Annotated in this window: 18 protein-coding genes; 14 read left to right on the plus strand and 4 right to left on the minus strand. The window is 67.3% G+C overall.

The window, feature by feature from the left end:
- Positions 1 to 82: 82 nt before the first annotated feature.
- Positions 83 to 1,102 (plus strand): phage shock protein operon transcriptional activator, encoded by a 1,020-nt coding sequence (pspF, locus tag ACX40P_RS07960; protein ID WP_459125776.1) that lies wholly within the window; start codon positions 83 to 85, stop codon positions 1,100 to 1,102.
- Positions 1,103 to 1,199: 97 nt separating this feature from the next.
- Entirely contained in the window at positions 1,200 to 1,808 is a 609-nt protein-coding gene (locus ACX40P_RS07965) for a superoxide dismutase (RefSeq protein WP_459125777.1), read from the plus strand.
- 36 nt (positions 1,809 to 1,844) lie between these two features.
- On the opposite strand, the gene ACX40P_RS07970 is transcribed toward ACX40P_RS07965, so the two are convergent.
- From ACX40P_RS07970 to mtaB, 3 genes are all read right to left on the minus strand, one after another.
- Positions 1,845 to 2,456 carry a septation protein A gene (locus ACX40P_RS07970; protein WP_459125778.1) on the minus strand — a complete coding sequence of 204 codons (612 nt, stop codon included), beginning with the start codon at positions 2,454 to 2,456 and terminating at the stop codon, positions 1,845 to 1,847.
- Positions 2,457 to 2,567: 111 nt separating this feature from the next.
- On the minus strand, positions 2,568 to 3,500 hold the full coding sequence (gene ftsY / locus ACX40P_RS07975) for a signal recognition particle-docking protein FtsY (RefSeq protein WP_459125779.1): 933 nt from the start codon (positions 3,498 to 3,500) through the stop codon (positions 2,568 to 2,570).
- The gene (mtaB, locus tag ACX40P_RS07980) at positions 3,497 to 4,696 is read right to left on the minus strand and encodes a tRNA (N(6)-L-threonylcarbamoyladenosine(37)-C(2))-methylthiotransferase MtaB (RefSeq protein WP_459125780.1); all 1,200 of its coding nucleotides are present in this window, start codon (positions 4,694 to 4,696) and stop codon (positions 3,497 to 3,499) included. Before mtaB ends, ftsY begins: the two co-directional genes overlap by 4 nt.
- Here mtaB and ACX40P_RS07985 point away from each other — a divergent pair.
- From ACX40P_RS07985 to ACX40P_RS08010, 6 genes are all read left to right on the plus strand, one after another.
- A complete protein-coding gene (locus tag ACX40P_RS07985; protein WP_459125781.1) occupies positions 4,695 to 5,273 on the plus strand; it encodes a DUF924 family protein in 579 nt (192 codons plus the stop codon). The genes mtaB and ACX40P_RS07985 overlap by 2 nt on opposite strands.
- 170 nt (positions 5,274 to 5,443) lie before the next feature.
- Positions 5,444 to 6,937 (plus strand): signal recognition particle protein, encoded by a 1,494-nt coding sequence (gene ffh / locus ACX40P_RS07990; protein ID WP_459125782.1) that lies wholly within the window; start codon positions 5,444 to 5,446, stop codon positions 6,935 to 6,937.
- 34 nt (positions 6,938 to 6,971) lie between these two features.
- Entirely contained in the window at positions 6,972 to 7,445 is a 474-nt protein-coding gene (rpsP, locus tag ACX40P_RS07995; RefSeq protein WP_459125783.1) for a 30S ribosomal protein S16, read from the plus strand.
- A 90-nt stretch (positions 7,446 to 7,535) separates the two neighbouring features.
- Positions 7,536 to 7,991 carry a ribosome maturation factor RimM gene (gene rimM / locus ACX40P_RS08000; RefSeq protein ID WP_459125784.1) on the plus strand — a complete coding sequence of 152 codons (456 nt, stop codon included), beginning with the start codon at positions 7,536 to 7,538 and terminating at the stop codon, positions 7,989 to 7,991.
- Positions 7,992 to 8,031: 40 nt separating this feature from the next.
- Complete coding sequence (locus ACX40P_RS08005; RefSeq protein ID WP_459125785.1) at positions 8,032 to 8,328, plus strand: hypothetical protein; 297 nt, start codon at positions 8,032 to 8,034, stop codon at positions 8,326 to 8,328.
- A 107-nt stretch (positions 8,329 to 8,435) separates the two neighbouring features.
- Positions 8,436 to 9,698 carry a hypothetical protein gene (locus ACX40P_RS08010; protein ID WP_459125786.1) on the plus strand — a complete coding sequence of 421 codons (1,263 nt, stop codon included), beginning with the start codon at positions 8,436 to 8,438 and terminating at the stop codon, positions 9,696 to 9,698.
- Between the two features lie 3 nt (positions 9,699 to 9,701).
- Here the strand turns inward: ACX40P_RS08010 and ACX40P_RS08015 are convergent, their stop codons facing one another.
- Positions 9,702 to 10,607 carry an NAD(P)/FAD-dependent oxidoreductase gene (locus tag ACX40P_RS08015; RefSeq protein WP_459125787.1) on the minus strand — a complete coding sequence of 302 codons (906 nt, stop codon included), beginning with the start codon at positions 10,605 to 10,607 and terminating at the stop codon, positions 9,702 to 9,704.
- A gap of 96 nt (positions 10,608 to 10,703) precedes the next feature.
- Here ACX40P_RS08015 and ACX40P_RS08020 point away from each other — a divergent pair, with 96 nt between their 5' ends.
- The 6 genes from ACX40P_RS08020 (at position 10,704) to ACX40P_RS08045 (ending at position 15,563) form a co-directional block, all read left to right on the plus strand.
- Complete coding sequence (locus tag ACX40P_RS08020) at positions 10,704 to 12,221, plus strand: serine hydrolase domain-containing protein (protein WP_459125788.1); 1,518 nt, start codon at positions 10,704 to 10,706, stop codon at positions 12,219 to 12,221.
- A gap of 31 nt (positions 12,222 to 12,252) precedes the next feature.
- Positions 12,253 to 12,504, plus strand: coding sequence for an AbrB/MazE/SpoVT family DNA-binding domain-containing protein (locus tag ACX40P_RS08025; protein ID WP_459125789.1), 252 nt, complete (start codon positions 12,253 to 12,255; stop codon positions 12,502 to 12,504).
- On the plus strand, positions 12,504 to 12,878 hold the full coding sequence (locus ACX40P_RS08030) for a PIN domain-containing protein (RefSeq protein WP_459125790.1): 375 nt from the start codon (positions 12,504 to 12,506) through the stop codon (positions 12,876 to 12,878). The genes ACX40P_RS08025 and ACX40P_RS08030 overlap by 1 nt, the downstream gene beginning before the upstream one ends.
- Positions 12,875 to 13,612, plus strand: coding sequence for a tRNA (guanosine(37)-N1)-methyltransferase TrmD (trmD, locus tag ACX40P_RS08035; protein WP_459125791.1), 738 nt, complete (start codon positions 12,875 to 12,877; stop codon positions 13,610 to 13,612). The genes ACX40P_RS08030 and trmD overlap by 4 nt, the downstream gene beginning before the upstream one ends.
- Complete coding sequence (rplS, locus tag ACX40P_RS08040; protein WP_459125792.1) at positions 13,609 to 14,004, plus strand: 50S ribosomal protein L19; 396 nt, start codon at positions 13,609 to 13,611, stop codon at positions 14,002 to 14,004. The genes trmD and rplS overlap by 4 nt, the downstream gene beginning before the upstream one ends.
- A gap of 116 nt (positions 14,005 to 14,120) precedes the next feature.
- On the plus strand, positions 14,121 to 15,563 hold the full coding sequence (locus ACX40P_RS08045) for a DUF418 domain-containing protein (protein WP_459125793.1): 1,443 nt from the start codon (positions 14,121 to 14,123) through the stop codon (positions 15,561 to 15,563).
- The last annotated feature ends 23 nt before the right edge of the window (positions 15,564 to 15,586 follow it).

Consider the following 15,586-nt stretch of genomic DNA (forward strand, 5'->3'; position numbering starts at 1 on the left):
ATCAAGGTGTTGCTGGGCGTTAGACCATCGCTGCGACTTGCCTCTTGCCAACAGTTGGCGAAATGCGCCAATCCTGCGCACCATGCAGCGCGCTACCCAGGTCGTCGGCCAGTCCGGCGCATTTCTCGACGCCCTCGAACGGGCCAGCCGCGCGGCGGCGCTCGACCGGCCGGTGCTGGTGATCGGCGAGCGTGGGACCGGCAAGGAGCTGGTCGCCGAGCGCCTCCACCGCCTGTCGCCGCGCTGGGACCAGCCGCTGGTGACGATGAACTGCGCGGCGCTGCCGGAAACGCTGATCGAGGCCGAATTGTTCGGGCATGAGGCGGGGGCCTTCACCGGCGCGACCAAGGCGCGTGTGGGGCGGTTCGAGGAAGCCGATGGCGGCACGTTGTTCCTCGACGAACTCGGCACGCTCAGCATGGGCGCGCAGGAGCGGCTGTTGCGCGCGGTCGAATATGGCGAGGTCACGCGGATCGGCGCGTCGCGGCCGATGCGGGTCGACGTGCGCATCGTCGCGGCGACCAACGAACACCTGCCCGACCGGGTGGAGCGGGGGCTGTTCCGTGCCGATCTGCTCGACCGGTTGAGTTTCGAGGTGGTGACGCTGCCGCCGCTGCGCGCGCGGACCGACGACATCATGGTGCTGGCCGAATATTTCGGAAAGCGGATGGCGTCGGAAGTCGGGTGGGAGAGCTGGCCGGGCTTCGGCCCGCGCGCGACCGACCAGCTGACGCAGTATCGGTGGCCGGGCAATGTGCGCGAGTTGCGCAACGTGGTCGAGCGTTCGGTCTATCGCTGGGACCGGGGCGGGGCGATCGATTCGATCGAAGTGGATCCCTTCGCCTCGCCGCACCGGCCGGGTGCATCGGCCGCTCCGGCGCCGAAGCGGGCGGAACCGGCGGCGGGATCGAACGAGCCGGTCGTGGTCGCCTGCGACGAGGGGCCTTCCGACTTCAAGGCGCGGGTGGCCCGGTTCGAGCGCGAGCTGCTGTCGCAGTGCATGTCGGAGCATCGCTACAACCAGCGGCTGGCGGCGGCGGCGCTCGGGCTGACCTACGACCAGTTGCGCCACGCGCTGCGTCGTCACGGCTTGCTCGGTTAGAAGAGCGTCGCCATATCGCCGCCGTAACGATCACGCGCGAGCGGAGCCATCCGGGCGTGCGTTCGTTTCCGCGCACGACCCTTTCAGGAGATGACCGATGGCCTTCGAACTTCCGCCGCTGCCCTATGCCTATGACGCGCTGGAGCCGACGATCGACAAGGAGACGATGACGCTCCACCACGACAAGCATCACAAGGCCTATACCGACAAGCTGAATGAGGCCGTCGCCGCCGATGCGTCGCTGGCGGACAAGTCGATCGAGGATATCGTGAAGTCGGCCGGCACGCTGCCGCCTGCCGTGCGGAACAACGGTGGCGGTTTCTGGAATCACAATTTCTTCTGGGAATCGATGACGGGCGGCGGGTCCGAGCCGTCGGGTGCGCTGAAGGATGCGATCGAGGCGAAGTGGGGTTCGGTCGATGCGTTCAAGGAAAAGTTCAACGCGGCGGGCGTCGGCCAGTTCGGCTCGGGCTGGGTGTGGTTGATCGTCGGGCAGGACGGCGAGCTGGCGATCACCTCGACCCCGAACCAGGACAATCCGCTGATGGACGTCGCGGCCGTGAAGGGCACGCCGATCCTGGGTAACGACGTGTGGGAGCATGCCTACTACATCACCTATCGCAACGTCCGCCCGGACTATCTGAAGGCGTGGTGGGACGTGGTCGACTGGGATGTGGCGTCGAAGCGGTACGACGCGGCGAAGTAAGCGGAGCCGGGGGGCGTTGCGACGCCCCCCAAACCGTCACCCCTGCGGCGGGACGGGCGCGTCGTCGTCGCCCAGCGTCAGGCCATTCCTGAGCAGCATCGGGATGTTCGCGAACGCGAAGGCCAGCGTGACGATTGCGCAGCCGGGGAATTTGAAGAGCACCCACTGGTCCGTGGTTACCGAGCGCCACACCGCCTCGTTCACCACCGCCATCACCGCGAAGAAGATCGCCCAGTTGATCGTCAGTTGACGCCAGCCGCGGTCGGTCAGCCCCGGATAGGCCGCGCCCAGCAGCCCCTGCAGCAACGGACGCCCCGTCCATAGCCCGAACGACAGCGTCGCGGCGAACAGCGCGTAGACGAAGGTCGGCTTCATTTTGATGAAGCGTTCGTCGTGGAAGTAGAGCGTCAGTCCGCCGAACACGAGCACCAGCACCGCCGTCACCAACAGCATCGGCGGGATCGCGCGGGTCTTCGTCCATGACACGATCATCGCCACCGTCATCGCGACCATGAAGGCGACCGTCGCCGCCATGATCCGCGCCAGCGCCGGGCCCGGCATGAGGAAATTGACCGCGAAGAACACGACCAGCGGGCCGTAGTCGATGCCGAAACGAACGGCGGGAGAGGGGGGCTTTGTTTCGGACAATGCTATCAAATCCGTTCGTGCTGAGCTTGTCGAAGCACCGTACTTCGTGCCGCGAATGATGGGGATGGAAGAAGAACGGTCCTTCGACAAGCTCAGGACGAACGGTATTGCCTAGAGCAATTCCTCCACGCCGGCGATGATCCGCGCGACCTCCATCGCATCGAAGGCGCGCAGGTCGTCGACCTTTTCACCCACGCCGATCGCGTGGATCGGCAGGCCGAACTTCTCCGCCGCCGCGACGAGGACGCCGCCGCGTGCGGTGCCGTCGAGCTTCGTCATGACAAGGCCGGTGACGCCCGCCGTTTCCTTGAACACCTCGATCTGGTTGAGCGCGTTCTGGCCGGTCGTGGCGTCGAGCACGAGCACGACGTCGTGCGGGGCTGCCGGGTTCAGGCGGCCGAGCACGCGGCGAACCTTCGACAGTTCGTCCATCAACTCGCGCTTGTTCTGCAGACGGCCGGCGGTGTCGACGATCAACACGTCGATGCCGGTCGCAGTCGCCTGTTTCACCGCCTCATAGACGATGCCGGCCGCGTCGCCGCCCTCCGGGCCGGTGACGATCGGCACACCGATCCGCTCGGCCCAGGTCTTCAGCTGCCCGATCGCGGCGGCGCGGAAGGTGTCGCCCGCCGCGAGCATCACGCCGTAATCCTGTTCGAGGAACTGATTGGCGAGCTTCGCGATCGTCGTCGTCTTGCCCGAGCCGTTGACGCCGATGACGAGGATGACCTGCGGCCGCGGAAACGCCGCGATCTCGAGCGGCGCGGCGACGGGCTCGAGCGCGCGGGCGACCTCCTCGGCGACGATCAGGCGGATGCCCAGCTCCTCCATGTTGCGCTCGAACTGACCCTCGGCCAGCCGATGGCGGACGCGCGCAGCGGTGGCGGGGCCGAGGTCTGAGGCGATCAGCGCCTCCTCGATCTCGTCGAGCGTCGCGTCGTCGAGCCGCGCGCCGCTGAGGCCGGCGAGGTTGCCGGTCAGGCGGTCCGACGTACGCTTGAAGCCGCCGATCAGCTTCTGATGCCAGGAGGGGGAGGTGCTCATGATGTCTGTCCGGTCAGCTTGGTCGCATCGGCGCCGGTGATCCGGACGCGGATCAGCGAACCGATGGGGGAAGGGGGGATCGCGACTTCGGCGAAGCCGGCGGTATGGCCGCGGTCGCCCGGCGCCTCGACCAGCACGTTTTGATCGGTGCCGATATGGTTGGCGAGCCAGCGCGCGCGACGCGTAGCGGCGGCGGTGCGCAGACTTGCCGCGCGGGCCTTCGCGACCGCCGGATCGACCTGCGGCATCCGCGCCGCGGGCGTGCCGGCGCGCGGCGAGTAGGGGAAGATATGGGCATGGACGATGTCGCAATCGTCGACCAGCGCCAGCGTGTTGGCGAAGGCGGCGTCATCCTCGGTCGGGAAACCGGCGATCAGGTCCGCGCCGATCGCGATGTCGCTGCGCCGCGCCTTCAGCCGATCGACCATCGCCACCGACTGCGCGCGCGAATGGCGGCGCTTCATCCGCTTGAGGATCAGATCGTCGCCGGCCTGTAGCGAGAGGTGGACATGCGGCATCACCCGCGGCTCGCCGGTCAGCAGGTCGAACAGCCGGTCGTCGATTTCGATCCCGTCGAGCGAGGACAGGCGCAGGCGCGGCAGGGTCGGCACCAGCTTCAGGATCCGTTCGACCAGATGGCCCAGCGTCGGCGCGCCGGGCAGGTCGGTCCCGTAGCTGGTGACGTCGACGCCGGTCAGCACGACCTCGCGGTGGCCCGCCGCGACGTGCGCGGCGATGTGCTCTACGACGGCGCCTGCCGGCAGCGACCGGCTCGGCCCGCGACCGGCCGGGATCGCGCAGAAGGTGCAGCTGTGGTTGCACCCGTTCTGCACCGCGACGAACGCGCGGGCGTGACCATCGAAGCGGGGGACGGGCGGGGCTATCGTCGTGCCCCAGGCGTCGGGTAGCAGCTTGGCCGGGTTGGCGACGACGCGGTCGACCTCGGGCATCGCCGCGATCGTGTCGGGATCAATCGTGGCTGCGCATCCGGTGACGACCAGTTCGGCACCCGGCCGCGCGCGACGGGCGCGGCGGATCGCGGCGCGGGTCGCCTTCACCGCTTCGTTGGTAACCGCGCAGCTGTTCACGACGACGATGTCGCGCGCGCCCAGCATCGCGCGTATGCTCTCGCTTTCGGCAATGTTGAGCCGGCAGCCGAGCGTCACGACGTGCGGGCCGGCGATGGAGACGGACATGGATGCGCATCTACGGACCACCGGCGGCGAAGTCCACGCGAACGCGCGCCGTGTGCTGCACTTCTGGTTCGAGGAGCTGACCGAAAAGCAGCATTTCGCGAAGGACGACGCGCTTGACCGCACGATCGCCGAACGGTTCGGCGGCTTGCGCGATGCGGTGCTGGCGGACGGGGCGGCGGGTTGGCGGGGCGATGCGGACACGCTGCTGGCGGCGATCATCCTGCTCGACCAGTTCTCGCGCAACATCCATCGCGACACGGCGGAAGCGTTCGCGGCCGATCCGCTGGCGCTGTCGCTGGCGCGGGAGGGCGTGGCGAAGGGGTGGGACGCTGACCTGCCCGCCGACCGCGCGGTGTTCCTGATGATGCCGTTCATGCATGCCGAGGATGCGGCGTCGCAAGCGACCAGCTTGGCGAAGTTCGAGGCGCTGGGCCGCGAGGAGAATGCCGCCTTCGCGCGCGATCATGCGAAAGTGATCGCACAGTTCGGACGGTTTCCCTCGCGCAATGCCGCGCTCGGGCGGCGATCGACGCCGGCGGAGCTGGAGTATCTCAGCCGGCCCGACGCCGGTTGGTAGTCAGGCGGCTTGCCAAATCGGCAGACTATCGGTAGAGGCTGCGATCGAGCGACCCCAGGCGGGTTCGTGACGCTATGCCGCCCCGAGGGGCGACGCCGGCCGACGGGGTTCCGTCCGCCGGCGTTTTTCGCGTTACGGGTTTTGCCTGCGGTCTCGATGTGGAGGCATGCATGTTCGACAGTCTGAGCGACCGGCTGGGTGGAGTCTTCGACCGCCTGCGTGGTCGTGGCGCGCTGACCGAGGCCGACGTGCGCGCCGCGATGCGCGAAGTGCGTGTCGCCCTGCTGGAGGCCGACGTCGCGCTGCCCGTCGCACGCAAGTTCGTCGACGAGGTCACCGAAAAGGCGGTCGGCCACAACGTCCTGCGCTCGATCACGCCGGGGCAGCAGGTCGTCAAGATCGTCAACGACGCGCTCGTCGCGATGCTGGGGTCGGAGAATACCGGCCTCGACATCGACGTGACGCCGCCCGCCGTCGTCATGCTGGTCGGCCTGCAAGGGTCGGGCAAGACGACGACGACGGCGAAGCTCGCCAAGCTGCTGTCGGGTCGCGAGCGCAAGAAGGTGCTGATGGCGTCGCTCGACGTCAATCGCCCGGCGGCGCAGGAGCAGCTGGCGGTGCTCGGTACGCAGGTCGATGTGGCGACGCTGCCGATCGTCGCGGGGCAGCAGCCGGTCGATATCGCGCGGCGCGCGCTGTCGGCGGCGAAGCTGCAGGGCTATGACGTGCTGATGCTCGACACCGCCGGGCGACTGCACGTCGACCAGGCGCTGATGGACGAGATGAAGGCGGTAGCGGATATCGCGACGCCGAACGAAATCCTGCTCGTCGTCGACAGCCTGACCGGTCAGGACGCGGTGAACGTCGCGCAGAACTTCAGCGACCAGGTGCCGCTGACCGGCGTCATCCTGACCCGCATGGACGGCGATGCGCGCGGCGGTGCGGCGCTGTCGATGCGCGCCGTCACTGGCAAGCCGATCAAGTTCGCGGGCGTGGGCGAGAAGCTCGATGCGATCGAGCCGTTCCATCCCGAGCGGGTCGCGGGTCGCATCCTCGGCATGGGCGACGTCGTCAGCCTGGTCGAGAAGGCGGCGCAGTCGATCCAGACCGAGGACGCCGAGCGCATGGCGGCGCGGCTGGAGAAGGGGAAGTTCGACATGAACGACCTCCGCTCCCAGCTCGCGCAGATGCGGCGCATGGGTGGGCTCGGTGCGCTGGCGGGCATGATCCCGGGCATGAAGAAGGCTCAGGCGGCGATGGCGTCCGGCGCGGTCGACGAGAAGATCCTGCTGCGCATGGACGCCATGATCGGGTCGATGACCGTCAAAGAGCGCGCCAAGCCCGAGATCATCAGCGCCAAGCGCAAGATCCGCGTCGCCAAGGGGTCCGGCACCACCGTGCAGGACGTCAACAAGCTGCTCAAGATGCATCTCGAAATGGCCACCGCCATGAAGAAGATCAAGAAGATGGGCGGGCTGAAGGGCATGATGTCGATGCTGGGCAAGGGCGGCATGGGCGGCCTCGGCAACGCGCTCGGCGGTCAGGGTCTGGGCGACATGATGGGCAAGATGGATGGCCCCGGCGGTGGCGGACTGCCAGGCCTCGGTGGTCCCGGCATGCCGAAGCTGCCGCCCGGTTTCGAGAATCTCATCAAGAAAAAGTAATTTCGACGCAATCGTTTAGAGAAGGAAGATCATCATGGCAGTTAGCATTCGTCTGTCGCGCGGCGGCAGCAAGAAGCGTCCCTACTATCGCATCGTCGTCGCCGACGCGCGTTCGTCGCGGGACGGCAAGTTCATCGAGAAGATCGGCACGTACAACCCGCTGCTCGCCAAGGACGACGAAAAGCGCGTCGTGCTGGACGGCGACCGCGCCAAGCACTGGCTGAGCGTTGGCGCGCAGCCGACCGACCGCGTCGCTCGCTTCCTGGACGTCGCCGGTGTGCGTGAGCGCGCGGCCCGCACCAACCCGAACAAGGGCAAGCCGGGCGAGAAGGCGACCGAGCGCGCCGAGGAGCGTGCCGAGAAGCAGAAGGCCGCCGAGGAAGCCGCCGCAGCCGCCGCCGCGACTCCCGCCGTCGAAGAGACGCCAGCCGAGGTCGAAGCCGAGCAGGCCGAGACCGTCGAGGTCGCCGCCGAGGCGATCGAGGACGCTACGCCGAACAACGGCTGATGCATGTGGGCGGCGGTCGCGGGTCGACCGCCGCCTGACATTTCTTACGAACCGGGGATTGCCGTGTCCGCTTCCAGTCGCAGCGTTACCTTGGCCGCTGTCACGGGAGCGCATGGCATCGGCGGCGAGGTGCGGCTGAAGGTGTTCGCCGACGATCTGTCGGTCCACAAGAGCTTCAACGACGGTGCGCTGACGCTGACCGCACTGCGCATGACGCCGCAGGGCGCGATCGCCCGCTTCGCACAGGTCGCCGACCGTACCGCCGCCGAGCGGTTGCGCGGCACCGAACTCACCGTCCCGCGCAGCGCCCTGCCGCCGCTGGGTGAGGGCGAATATTATCATGCCGACCTGATCGGGCTGCCGGTTGTGACCGATAGTGGCGTCGCGGTCGGCACCGTCGTCGCGATCGACGATTTTGGCGCAGGCGACGTGATCGAGATCGCACGCGCAGACGGCAAGCGCTTCATGGTGCCGATGACGCCGGCCGCGGTACCGGAGTGGAACGACGACCGGCTGGTCGTGACCGAGGCTTTCGCCGCCGAATAGTCGGCTTGCGGCGCGGCGTATCGCCTGCGATGCTGTTGATGTGACAACCCCGATCTGGATCGTGGCGACGGTGGCGTCCTGCATCGTTTGCTGGTGGCTAGCCGCAAAGGCGGGGCAGGCCGTTGTCGGCCGCTGCGTCGTATCGATCGCTGGGCCGTTCTGGACGATGTTCGTGGTGATCGCGTGGGATGTTCTACTGCCCGCCGGCTCCGAAGAAGAGCGCAAATGGCGGGTCGTTCTGCTCGTGATGGCATTTCTGATGTCGTCGGGCACGTTGCTCGTCACCCTCCCGACATGGTTCCTGCTGGAAGACAAGTTCGGCTGGCGCTTTCGCTGACGACGTCCCGGCAAGCCCCCGAATTCATGTGATTAGCCGCACCTTCATCTTGATCCCGACATAGCCGCTAGCTAGTCTTGTGTCCGGGGTTTTGGGGGAGACTGCGAATGCGCAAGACGATGCTGAGTGCGGGGGCAATGGCTATGCTGGCGGGGGGGCCGGCGATGGGACAGGCGACCATGATGGTTCCGACGGGCGGTGGACCCGTCACACCGGTGCCGCAATCGCCGCCGGTCGATCCGGCCGACACGCCGGAAGAGATCGCCAAGGATGCCGCGCGCGACCTGAAGGATACGCGCTTCTACAACAAGCCCGGCGCGACCCGCGCGGAATATGACGCGGCGTGGCAGGAATGTCGCCTGATCGCGCGCGGATCGCGCACGCCGTCGGGGATGGTTCCCTTCTATTACAACCCGGCGGTCATCTCGCCGCTGGCCGCAGGGATCGGCGGCGGCATCGGCGGGATGATCGGTGCCGCGATCGCGCAAGGCAAGCAACGGCGCGACAACCGCCGCTCGTGCCTGCTGATCCGCGGATGGCGGATGGTCGAGACGCCGTCGGCGGAAGCGACGCGGATCGCCGCGATGACCGACGCCGATCGTGACACCTATTTCAACACGATCGTCGGGGCGAAGGACGTGCGCGGCGAGGTCACCGAGCTGAAGAGCTTCACCCTGCCGGAGGATCCGGCGCTGCGCCCCGCCACGCCCTTCACCGGGCAGGGCGCGGTGTGGCTGGGCAAGAAGGTCGATCCCGCGGTGCCGGTGGTGTTGGGTCCGAACGAGGGCGCGGTCGTGATTGCCTATCGTCGTGTCGAGGCGCCGGCGCTGGGCCGGTCGGGCAGCATCGACCTGCTGCGCTACGACGCGGAGCATCGCGACGTCGTGTACCGGCCGAAGGACTGGAAGAAGCAGGGCGATAAGACGACCTATACGGCGTCGCTGTCCAGCCGCGACAAGAAGGCGGCGTATGAAGTGCAGGTGCTGAAGCTGACGCCGGGCGACTATGTCATCAACTCGACCACGGTCGGCGCGGTCGTGCCGACGAGCACCAACTGCTTCGGTGCGCCGACCTTCCGGGTCGGTGCGGGCGAGGTCGTCTATCTGGGCGATTTCGTGCCGTACATGGGCGTGAAGCTGTCGCGCGGCGATACGATGAGCGGGCTCGTCCCGACCAATCATATCGAGGATGCGCGTCGCACGCTCGCGGGTCCGCAGCCCGCACTGGCCGGCGCGCTGAAACCGGCCACCATCCGCAACGGGGCGACCTATGCCTGTTCGGGGATCACCATGACGCGGTGGGATATCGCCGGGGTGCCGGACATGCCGCCGCCACCGCCCGCACCGGCCACGGTCGCCGGTACGCAGTGACGATCAGCGGCGGAGCGGGATCCGCTCCGCCAGCAGGTTGCGGATCGTCGTCGCAGCGACGCCGGCCTGACCCATCGCGTTGCTGATCTGGTCCAGCCCCTTCACGACGTCCCCGGCCGCGAACAGGCCGGGGATCGAAGTGCGCTGGTGATCGTCGACCTCGAGACAGCCTTCGTCGGTGGCGCGTGCGCCGGCGGCGACGGCAAGCTTTGAGCGGATCACCGAGCCCAGCGCGGGATAGACGCTGTCGAAGCGGCGTTCGCCCGCCGCAGTCTTCACGACCATCTCTGCGCCCTCCGCGCGCAACGGCGTACAGGGGCCATCCATCCAGGCGATGCCGGCTTCGGCCAGTTCGCGGCGACAGGCCTCGGGCAGGTCGTGTTCGCCGTCGTGCGCGATCAGCGTGACGTCGCGGGTGAAGCCCCGCAGGAACAGCGCCTCGCGCATCCCATGATCGCCAGTGCCGATCACGCCGACGCGCTTGTCGGTGACTTCATAGCCGTCGCAGATCGGGCAATAACGCAGCAATCCGGCGGCAAGCGCCGCGTCGTGCGCCTCGGCCTCCATGTCGGGCCGGTTGTTCACCACGCCGGTGGCAAGCAGCACCGTGCGGGCCGCGAGCGTGCGATCGCCGACGTGAATGCGAAAGCCTTCGTCGACGGGTTCGATCCGCTCCACCGCGACACTCTCGCGGACCGCGCCGAATTCCTCCGCCTGTTGCAGCATCAGCGCGAGCAGGTCCGGCCCGGGAATGCCGCCGGGATAGCCCGAGTGATTGTGCGTGCGCGGGATAAGCGCAGCGCGGCTCGACCCGCAGTCGAACAGCCGGATCGAGAGATGGAAGCGCGCGAGGTAGATCGCCGCGGTGAGACCGGCCGGGCCGGCGCCGATGATGATGCAATCGTCCATATGTCGCGTGAAGGCGCGAGATGCCTCAGGGTTCCGCTTGGCCCGATGCCGCCGCACCGGTATCAATCGCATTCGAGATTACTCGGGGAGCGAGATATGAAGCGATTGGCAGCGGCGATGGCGGTGACAGCGATGTTGCCGCAGGTGGCATATTCCCAGATGTCGCCCGCACCGGTGGCGGTAGCCAAGACGCCGACCGACATCGCGACGCTGAAGACCCGCATCGATGCGATGATCGGCGACTGGGTGCGCGAACAGCATGTCCCGGGGCTGGCGTACGGCGTGGTGAAGGACGGCCGGCTGGTGATGGTCGGCACCTTCGGTACGCAGGATCAGGAGAGCAAGCGCACCGTCACCGCCGACAGCCGGTTCCGCATCGCGTCGATGTCCAAGGCGTTCACTGCGCTCGCCATCCTGAAACTTCGCGACGCGGGCAAGCTGTCGCTCGACGCACCGGCCGAGGCTTATGTCCCCGAGATGCGCGGCTGGACCTATCCGACCAGCGATAGCCCGAGGATCACTGTGCGCGACTTGCTCCACCACATCGCCGGTTACGTCGAGGACAATCCGTGGGGCGACCGGCAGCAACCGATCACCGAGGCGGATTTCTCGAAGATGCTGCGCGCGGGCGTCGCCTTCGCGACGGTACCGGGTAGCCGCATGGAATATTCGAACCTCGGCTATGCGACGCTCGGGCGGATCGTCTCGAACGTGTCGGGTACGCGCTATCAGGACTATATCCGGCGGGAGATCATGACGCCGCTGGGGATGACGGCGACAGGCTACGACATCTTCGCCTCGCCCAAGGACAAGCGCGCGATCGGCTATCGCTGGCAGGACGGCGGCTGGGTGCGCGAGCCGGACATGGCCGACGGCGCATTCGGCGCGATGGGTGGGGTGGAGACGAGCGCAAACGATTACTGGCGCTGGGTCGCCTTCCTGCTGTCGGCATGGCCGGCGCGGGACGGTGCCGACGCCGGGCCGGTGAAGCGGGCGACGGTGCGTTCGATCGTCGAGGGCGCCAACTTCACGGCGACGCGGATGCGCCCCGCGGCGCTGGGCGCGCCGTGCCGGCTGGCGATATCCTATGCGATGGGATGGAACGTGGTCGACGATTGCGACGTGGGTCGGATCGTGACGCATAGCGGCGGTTATCCGGGGTATGGATCGAACGTCGCGCTGCTGCCCGATGCTGGGGTGGGCGTGTTTCTGTTCTCCAGCCGGACCTATACCGGCGGCGGGCTGATGGTGACCAAGACGCTGGCGATGCTGCGTGAGGCGGGTTTGGCCGATGTGCGCGATCTGCCGGTGTCGTCGGGGTTGAGCGCCGCCTATGCCGCCGCGAAGACCGCCTGGACCGCGGGCGACGCCGAGCGCGCGCCACTGGCGGTCAACGTCCTGCTCGACCGCGATGCGGTCCGGCGGCGTGGCGAGATCGCGGAGGTGAAGGCGAAGGTCGGCACCTGCGCGATGTCCGAGGCGATCCGGCCGATCTCGGCGATGGAGGGCACGTTCGTCTGGACGTGCGAGCGCGGTCGGGTCGCCGGACGTGTGCAGCGCTCGCCCACCCCGGTGATGTCGTTGCAGGTGCTGGATTTCACGGCGGCGGATTGACGTATATACGGCGCGTATATACATTTCGGATGTGACGAAAGAATATCTCGCGAAGACCTTCAAGTCGGGCAATTCTGTGGCTTTGCGGCTGCCCAAGGCGCTTGGTGTGGGAGAGGGCGCCCAGATGCGGGTTCGCGAGGAAGCCGGGAAGTTCATCCTTGAGCCGACCGATGCGCCAAAGCGCAAGTTCAATGTGGACAAGGTTTTTGGGTCAGTGAAGGGCCTGAAGGTGATCGCCGACGAAGACCGTGTCTTTGAAGACCGACCGCTTCGCTTCGACTGATGAAGTACCTCTTCGATACGAATGTCGTCATCATGTCGCTCGGAAACATGAGTGAGCGACTGGCCCGACGCGCGGCGGAATGTGACGAGGGCGATATCGTCACCTCGTCGATCGCATTCGCGGAACTGTGCTACGGCTCGTTCCAGGATCGGCCGCCGTTGATGGATGAGCTCAAGGCATTCGTCGAAGAGGTTCCTGTCCTCGATTTCGATCGCAACGCGGCGATGGCGTACGCCACACTGCCCTTCCGGCGGGCAAGTTTCGATCGGCTGATCGCCGCCCATGCGCTCGCGCTCGACCTGACGCTCGTCACCAACAACATGCGCGACTTCGCCGACATCCCCGGCCTGCGCGTCGAGAACTGGACGCTGTGACCTTCGCCGCGACCGTATTGACGTTGTACCCGGAGATGTTTCCCGGGCCGCTCGGCATTTCGCTGGCCGGGCGGGCATTGCGCGAGGGGAAGTGGTCGCTGACCGCCACGCAGATCCGCGACTTCGCGACCGACCGGCATCGCACTGTCGATGGCACGCCGGCGGGGGGCGGGGCGGGGATGGTGCTGCGCGCTGACATTCTCGCCGCGGCGATCGATAGCGTAGGCGGTGGGGTGCCGGTGCTGGCGATGACGCCGCGCGGACGACCGTTGACGCAGGCGCGGGTGCGGGAGATCGCTGCCGGGCCGGGCGTTGCCATAGTGTGCGGGCGGTTCGAGGGGTTCGACGAGCGGATCTTCGAGGGCCGCGTGGTGGAGCCGGTGTCGATCGGCGACTATATCCTGTCGGGCGGCGAGATGGGCGCGCTCGTCCTGCTGGATGCTTGCATTCGGCTGCTCCCCGGCGTAATGGGCGCGACCCTTAGCGGGGATGACGAGAGCTTCGAAATGGGGCTGCTCGAATATCCGCATTACACCAGACCGGTGGAATGGGAGGGTCGCACGATCCCCGAAGTGCTGCGATCGGGGGATCATGCGCGGATCGCAGGCTGGCGCAAGTCGCAGGCCGAGACCGATACACGGCTAAGGAGGCCGGACCTTTGGGAGCGCCATGTCGGCGCTCGGGTCAAGCCTCCCTCTGGCGCGCGGCACACGTCAGAGGACGAACCGAAGTGAACATCATCCAGACGCTCGAAGCCGAGCAGATCGCCAAGTTCAACGAATCGAAGAAGGCTCCGGAATTCCGCCCGGGCGACACGCTGCGCGTCGGCGTGCGCGTGGTCGAGGGCGAGCGCACCCGCGTCCAGAATTATGAGGGCGTGTGCATCGCGCGCTCGAACAAGGGCATGGGCAGCAACTTCACGGTCCGCAAGATCAGCTTCGGCGAGGGCGTCGAGCGCGTCTTCCCGCTGTATTCGCCGAACATCGATTCGATCGAGGTCGTGCGCCGCGGTGTCGTGCGTCGCGCCAAGCTCTATTACCTGCGTGGCCGCACCGGTAAGTCGGCGCGTATCGCCGAGCGTCGCGATCCGCGTCCGGCCAAGGGTACGACCGCCGCGGCCGAATAAGCCCGCGTCACCCCGGCTTTTTGAAACGGCCGTCCCGGATGCGGGGCGGCCGTTTTGCTTTGTCGTAGCCCCTGTCGCGTGTTAGGTGAGTGACACGCTTCCGGGGGGATGCCGACATGACCGCAACAGTGATGACGACTGCGACCGAGCCGGATGGCGCGCCGCGCGTCGCGAGCCTGGATATCCTGCGCGGGATCGCCATTCTCGGCATTCTGTTCATGAACATCAACGACATGGGCGGATCGCTGAACGCCTCCTTCGACGACATCCGGCATCTCGGCTGGACGAGCGCCGACCGAGTCGCCTGGTGGCTGCGCGAGGTGCTGGCCAACGGCACTGCGCGGTGCCTGCTCGAAATGCTGTTCGGCGTCGGCATGGTGATCCTGACCGATCGTGCCGCCGATGCGGCGGGCGTGAGCGGCGGCGAGGGCGGATGGCTCAGGCGGGGGGCGCGACGGATCTTCGGGTCGTGGGCGGTGCTCAGGCCCTATTATGCCCGCAACCTCGTGCTGTTCGCGTTCGGCATCGTGCACATCTTCATTCTGATGTGGCCCGGCGACATCCTCCACACCTATGGTATCGCGGCGCTGATCGCCTTCCTGTTTCGCCGCTTGGGACCGAAGACGCTGCTGTTCATCGGTGGGCTGATGGCGCTGCTGCAGTTGTTCGGCGCCGGCATCGGGCTGACGATGGCGCAGCGGGCGCAAGTCGAGACGCGCCGGATCGAGGCGAAGCAGAGCGTCGGCAAGCCGATCACCGCGGACGAACGCAAGACGCTGAAGAAAGCGGCGGAGCGCAAGGTCGAAAAGGCCAAGGACGATGCGAACGTCGAGAAGCGCATCGCGATCGAGGACAAGGCACGATCGGCCGCGACGGGCACGGCGACCACATGGTTCGCGAGCGCCTGGAGAACGATGCTGTGGCTGTGGGGCGTGCCCGATACGGTGGGCGAGGGCATGTTCCTCGAACCGCTGTTCGTGTGGGAGGCGGCCGGCACGATGCTGATCGGTGCGGCGCTCTATAAATGGGGCGTGATCCAGGGTCTGCGATCGCGGCGCTTCTATCTGCGGGCGATGCTGATCGCCTATGCGGTCGCGATCCCGTGCCGTCTCGGCATGGCCTGGGCGGAGACGCGGTTCGATGACGGGCTCTACCTGATCTACGCGACGAGCGAGGTCGCGCGGCTGGCGATGACGCTGGGGCACATCGCCGCGGTCTACGTCCTGCTGGCGACGGCGACAGGCACGCGCCTGCTGAAGCCCTTCGAGGCGGCGGGGCGCACGGCACTGACCATCTATATCGCGCAGACGATCATCTGCCTGTGGATACTCTACCCCCCGTTCGCGCTGGGACTGTACGGCACGCAGGGCTGGATGGCGCTAATGATAACGGCGCTGGCCGTGAACGCGGTACTGCTGTTCGCCGCCAACTGGTATGTCCGCCACTATCGCATAGCGCCGGTCGAATGGGCGTGGCGGTCGATCATCGCGCGGAAGGCGCTGCCGTTCCGCCGGCGCGGCGGGTCGTCGGCAGGCGGGGCGGTGCCGGTCGCGGCATGAGGCTTGGCGTCGGGGCGGGGCCG

This window comes from Sphingomonas sp. RS2018, from assembly GCF_054489605.1.

What these genes read in the sequence shown, in the direction of transcription:
- rpsP (WP_459125783.1), top strand. Translation starts at nt 6,972, where the DNA reads ATGGCAGTTAGCATTCGTCTGTCGCGCGGCGGCAGCAAGAAGCGTCCC.
- ftsY (WP_459125779.1), bottom strand. Translation starts at nt 3,500, where the DNA reads ATGAGCACCTCCCCCTCCTGGCATCAGAAGCTGATCGGCGGCTTCAAG.
- pspF (WP_459125776.1), top strand. Translation starts at nt 83, where the DNA reads ATGCAGCGCGCTACCCAGGTCGTCGGCCAGTCCGGCGCATTTCTCGAC.
- mtaB (WP_459125780.1), bottom strand. Translation starts at nt 4,696, where the DNA reads ATGTCCGTCTCCATCGCCGGCCCGCACGTCGTGACGCTCGGCTGCCGG.
- ACX40P_RS08010 (WP_459125786.1), top strand. Translation starts at nt 8,436, where the DNA reads ATGCGCAAGACGATGCTGAGTGCGGGGGCAATGGCTATGCTGGCGGGG.
- ACX40P_RS08045 (WP_459125793.1), top strand. Translation starts at nt 14,121, where the DNA reads ATGACCGCAACAGTGATGACGACTGCGACCGAGCCGGATGGCGCGCCG.
- ACX40P_RS07965 (WP_459125777.1), top strand. Translation starts at nt 1,200, where the DNA reads ATGGCCTTCGAACTTCCGCCGCTGCCCTATGCCTATGACGCGCTGGAG.
- ACX40P_RS07985 (WP_459125781.1), top strand. Translation starts at nt 4,695, where the DNA reads ATGGATGCGCATCTACGGACCACCGGCGGCGAAGTCCACGCGAACGCG.
- ACX40P_RS08020 (WP_459125788.1), top strand. Translation starts at nt 10,704, where the DNA reads ATGAAGCGATTGGCAGCGGCGATGGCGGTGACAGCGATGTTGCCGCAG.
- ffh (WP_459125782.1), top strand. Translation starts at nt 5,444, where the DNA reads ATGTTCGACAGTCTGAGCGACCGGCTGGGTGGAGTCTTCGACCGCCTG.
- ACX40P_RS08030 (WP_459125790.1), top strand. Translation starts at nt 12,504, where the DNA reads ATGAAGTACCTCTTCGATACGAATGTCGTCATCATGTCGCTCGGAAAC.
- ACX40P_RS08015 (WP_459125787.1), bottom strand. Translation starts at nt 10,607, where the DNA reads ATGGACGATTGCATCATCATCGGCGCCGGCCCGGCCGGTCTCACCGCG.